2 protein-coding genes are annotated in these 3,296 nt (G+C 62.7%); both read right to left on the minus strand.

The window, feature by feature from the left end:
- The coding region (gene tssM / locus AC3AYF_RS15665) for a type VI secretion system membrane subunit TssM (protein ID WP_487779972.1) at positions 1–2,296 on the minus strand (2,296 nt) is incomplete at its 3' end.
- A gap of 26 nt (positions 2,297–2,322) precedes the next feature.
- Positions 2,323–3,246 (minus strand): type VI secretion system-associated protein TagF, encoded by a 924-nt coding sequence (gene tagF / locus AC3AYF_RS15670; RefSeq protein WP_295040895.1) that lies wholly within the window; start codon positions 3,244–3,246, stop codon positions 2,323–2,325.
- Positions 3,247–3,296: the final 50 nt, after the last annotated feature.

Here is a 3,296-nt window from a genome sequence, read left to right on the forward strand (position 1 = left end):
CGATGGCATCGCCCTCGGAAAAAGGATTGTCCAGTATCTGCCAGTCATCGCGGTGGGTCAGCAGATCGGATCCGAGAATGCCGCGCAGGGGCATGAACGGAATACCTTTCTCCGCCGCCTGCAGCCCGGCGTAGTCGCCGCGCCCGAAAGCGAAGAGCGTGTCGGACTCCAGCACGATGGTCTCGGAACTGGTCAGCGTCTGCTCCAGCAGGCTGTCGATGTAATTGCGACTGCTGGAGACCAGGAAGGCATTGGCGGAAATTCTCGGCACGTCGCTCTCCTGTATCTGCCGACTGTAGAAGTCGAGCTGGCGCCCCGCGTAGCGATAGTCCGCCTGGTCTTCATCGATCTCGGTACCGGTACGTTTCGCTATCGCGGGATACCAGAACGCTGGCAACCGGGCCCGCAGCGCGTCGGCGTCGATGTCGCCACGATCGATGTCCGACATCATCAGATAGGTATCCAGGGTGGAGCGACCGAACTTGGCCAACGATTCCGCGCTGTTGTCCCGGGGGCGTGCATAGGGGGCGACGGTCTCCGGCCCCTCGACGGCGTGCAGCTCGTCGCTGCTGCGACGATAGACGTCGATGGTAGTGAGGGTGAACAGCGAACGGGTCAGGTTCTGCTCGACCGGCTCCAGCATCACCGGTTGCAGTTGATCGAAGTAGCGTTGGCGAATGGCCGGCTCGATCCGATCCCCCTGATAAAGCCCCCACCCCATGGACCAGGGCACGCCCTCGCCATGGCGACGCTGATAGTAGTGGCTGCCCCACTCCCTCAGCGCGTCCAGGCTCGACCAGCGCGCATACTGTGACGGCTGGCGGTCATCCTGTTCGACGGCGTCGGCGAAGGTTCCCGACATCGCCTCGATCTCGCCGTGGTTGCGCATGGCGGAGGTGATCCATAGCCCGCAGCAGAGGGCACCGATCAGCCCCGCGACCAGCGTCCAGCGCAACTTGCGACGACGACCTCGAACGTCGCTCGCATACAGCCCGGCCAGATGCTGGTCGGCGATGATGACCTGGCGAAACAGGTTGCCGATGAAGAACGGGTGCTGGGTCCGCTCGCCGCTCAACGTCTCGGGCCGGGCCAGGGAAAAGTGGCGTCCGACGCGCCCGGCGTGCTCGCCCTCGATGACATCTCCACCCTGCAGCGCGCTGACGAAATAGAAGCCACGCAGCAAGGGTGCGCTCTGGTAGGGGTTGGCATTGGTCAACGCCTCGACGAACCGGGTCAGCGGCTCGCGCAGTGCGGCCAGTTCGAGGGGAAACCGGAATGCGGCGACGTCCCGCCGCGTGTCGACGATATCCCGCTGGACGATCTCATCGTCACCCATCTGCAACCAGTGCCGGCAGAGCTTCTCCAGGGCGGCATCGAACTGCTGGCTCCAGTTCACGTCGCTGGGCTGCTGATGCGCGAAGGTATGTCCCAGCACGTCGCTCTGGCGCTGTGGATCGAGACGCTCGAAGAAGGTCGTGAACCCTTCGATCAGATCGCACTTGGTAAAGACCAGATAGATCGGCAAGCGCGCTTCCAGATGCTCGCGCGCCTCCTGTATACGCTCCCGCAGGCGCCGAGCCAGATTGTTGCGCTGGGAATCGCTGGCCTGGACGACATCGCTGATATTGACCGCGACGATCAGGCCATTGAGCGGACAGCGCCGCCGATGCTGCTTCAGCAGCGACAGGAACCCCTTCCACTTGCCGGCTTCCTCTTCGCTGTTCATGTACCGGCCCGCCGTATCCAGCAGGATGGCGTCGGAACTGAAGAACCAGTCGCAGTGACGTGTCCCGCCCATGCCGGCGACACGTGCGTTTTCCCGTTCGGCGAAGGGGAAGTTGAGACCGGACTGATAGACCATGGTGCTCTTGCCTGCCGCAGGCTGGCCGACGATCATGTACCATGGCAGCGCGTAGAGCGCGTCCTTGCCGCCTCTGCCTTTTCCTCGACCGCTTTTCTTCAGCCGCTCGATGGTCTTGAGCAGCCGCTCGCGAAGCAGGCTGATCTCTTCACGGTCCTGCGGGCTGGCATCCAGCACCGCGGCATCGGCGTCCTCCATCAGCAGGTGTTCCAGGTTGCGCTTCTGCCCCACGCCCCGGTAGAGCAACAGCACGTAGATCGCCGACACCAGCAGGAACAGCACGATACCCGCGAGCAGGCTGGCCAGGGACGAAAAGCCGAATGCCACGCCCAGACGCCAGACCAGGAAGATGGCGGCGAAGAACAGCAACCCCAGGATATAGGGCTGGTATTTGAAGAAGGCGTATTTCAGATAAGCGAGTTTCAAACGTTTCATTAGCACATCTGCTCAATCTAGCTCGCTCACGGCACCTGATTGCCGCGTGGAAAACGAGTCATGAAATCGGCCAGGTTCAGCCGGGTGTCCGGCAGCGGCAAGGTCCCCGGATGCGGTTCTTCATCGGCGAAAGGCGCCAGCACATCGATGCACAAGCGGCGGTCGCCGGGATTCGAGAGCACCTCGAAAAACGCCTCAGCGCTCTGCCAGGCGGGCATCAGCAACAGACGCGGGCGCATGAAATCGTCGATCAACAGGCTCATGACCGGCGCCCAGCCGCGGCAGGCGCTACCCAGCCACTGCTGCCACAGATCCGCTACCGGGCGTTTCAGTCCGCGCTCGGCGGGCAGCGGCAACAGCACCGCCAGCGTGCTGCCCGCTTCCCAACTCTCCAGCGCATAGTGCAGACGATGCAGGCAGGCGCCGGCGATGAATTCCGGCCACCCCCACTCCAGCGCCCGGGCGATATCGTCGAAGGTGTAGTCCAGCAGGAACCGCTCGTGGATACGCTGGTAGAGCGCCAGATCCTGATCGTTCCAGAGTCGCATCTCGTTGATCGCGACTGTGGGATCGATCGGCGTCTGTCCGTGTACCGAATCGGTCAGGATCTGCCGCGCCTGACCGGCGAAGATCTCGCCCAGCGTATGCAGGAACGGCAGCACCGGCGGCCGCCCTTCCCCTTTCAGCAGCTGAAAGATGAAGAACGGGTAGCGACGCCCGGAAGCGTCGGAGGAACTGATCATCGCTCCCATCACATCGCTGCCGTTGCGAGCGTGATAGTGAAAGAAGCAGACCGGCAGCGCATCGAATCGATGCATCCAGTCTTCATGATCCAGGAATCGAACCAGCGCGCTCTGCAGCCACTGATCGAGCTCCTGGATCACCGTGCCGGCGGCGTTCACCCCCACGAAATCGGCTTTCGAGGGAATCTTGCCAAAGCAGCCGATCATGCAGATTCCTTCCCCATCGCCTGTGCCATTTCCTTCGTTACCCTGTCGTT

Source organism: Salinicola sp., assembly GCF_982684285.1.